This window comes from Neoroseomonas rubea, from assembly GCF_016106015.1.
Lineage (GTDB): Bacteria > Pseudomonadota > Alphaproteobacteria > Acetobacterales > Acetobacteraceae > Neoroseomonas > Neoroseomonas rubea.
On the sequence record NZ_JACADQ010000620.1, the window covers coordinates 1 to 1,182 of the forward strand.

Below are 1,182 nucleotides of genomic sequence, written 5' to 3' on the forward strand. Positions count from 1 at the left end.
GGCGTGCTGCCGGGACATGACGCGCAAGCCGCCGCGAGCCTCGCGCGCGGCGTCGCCCGGCATCGCGGCCTCGCCGCCCACCGCCTCGTGCTGCGCGGCGCGGACGGGGATGCGCTGGCGGAAACCCTGGCCCGCTGGCAGGCCGGCGAAGCTGCCGACACCACTGCTGAGGGCGAGGCCGTCCGCGGCAGCATCGCCTTCGTCTTCAGCGGCAACGGCGCCCAGCATGCGGGCATGGCGCGCGCCGCGCTCGCCGCCTCGGCCGCCTTCCGGCGCGCGCTGCACGACGCAGACGAGGTCCTCGCCCCGCTACTCGGCTGGTCGCCATGCGCGTTGATCCGCAGCGGCGTGACGGCCGAGGAACTCGCCGCCACCGACATGGCCCAGCCGCTGCTGTTCGCCGTGCAGGTGGGCATCGCCGGCACGCTTGCCCGGCACGGCATCCGGCCGGCGATGACGCTGGGCCATTCGGTGGGCGAGGTCGCGGCGGCCTGGTGCGCCGGCATCCTGACCCTCCCCCAGGCCGCCGGCCTCGTCGTCGCGCGCAGTCGCCACCAGCACGCCACGCGCGGCACCGGCCGCATGGCCGCGATCGGCTGCGGGGCGCAGGACGCACAGGCTCTCCTCGCCGCCGCCGGCCCGGGGCTCGAGGTTGCCGCCGAGAACGGGCCCGCCGCCATCACCGCCGCCGGCCCGGCCGAGGCCATCGCGCGGCTTTGCGCGGCGGCCGAAGCCGCGCGCATCTCGGCGATACCGCTCGACCTGGACTACGCCTTCCACGCCGCGGCGATGGAGCCGGTCCGCGCAGGGCTGCTCGCCGACCTCGCGGGGCTCGCGCCGCGCCCGGGCCGCATCCCCTTCGTCTCGACCGTCACGGGCGGCCCGCTCGAAGGGGCGGACGCAACGGCCGGCTACTGGTGGCGCAACCTCCGCGCGCCCGTGCGCTTCCGCGCGGCGGTGCATGAGGCCGCGCGGCAAGGCGCGCGCCTTTTCCTCGAAATCGGGCCGGCGCCGGTCCTGCAATCGTACCTGCGCGAAAGCCTGCGGGAGGAGACGGAGGAAGCGGCGATCCTCGCGAGCCTCACCCGCCGCGACCCGCCGGGCGATCCCTTCCCCGCCATCGCGGCGCGCGCCGTCGCGCGCGGGGCCGACCCGCGCGCCGCCCGCGCCTTCGCCGGCACC

1 protein-coding gene is annotated in these 1,182 nt (G+C 77.7%); it reads left to right on the forward strand.

Annotated features, from left to right (window positions below; all coding sequences use genetic code 11):
- On the forward strand, positions 1-1,182 hold a 1,182-nt coding region (locus tag HW577_RS25370), incomplete at both ends, for an acyltransferase domain-containing protein (protein ID WP_198378856.1).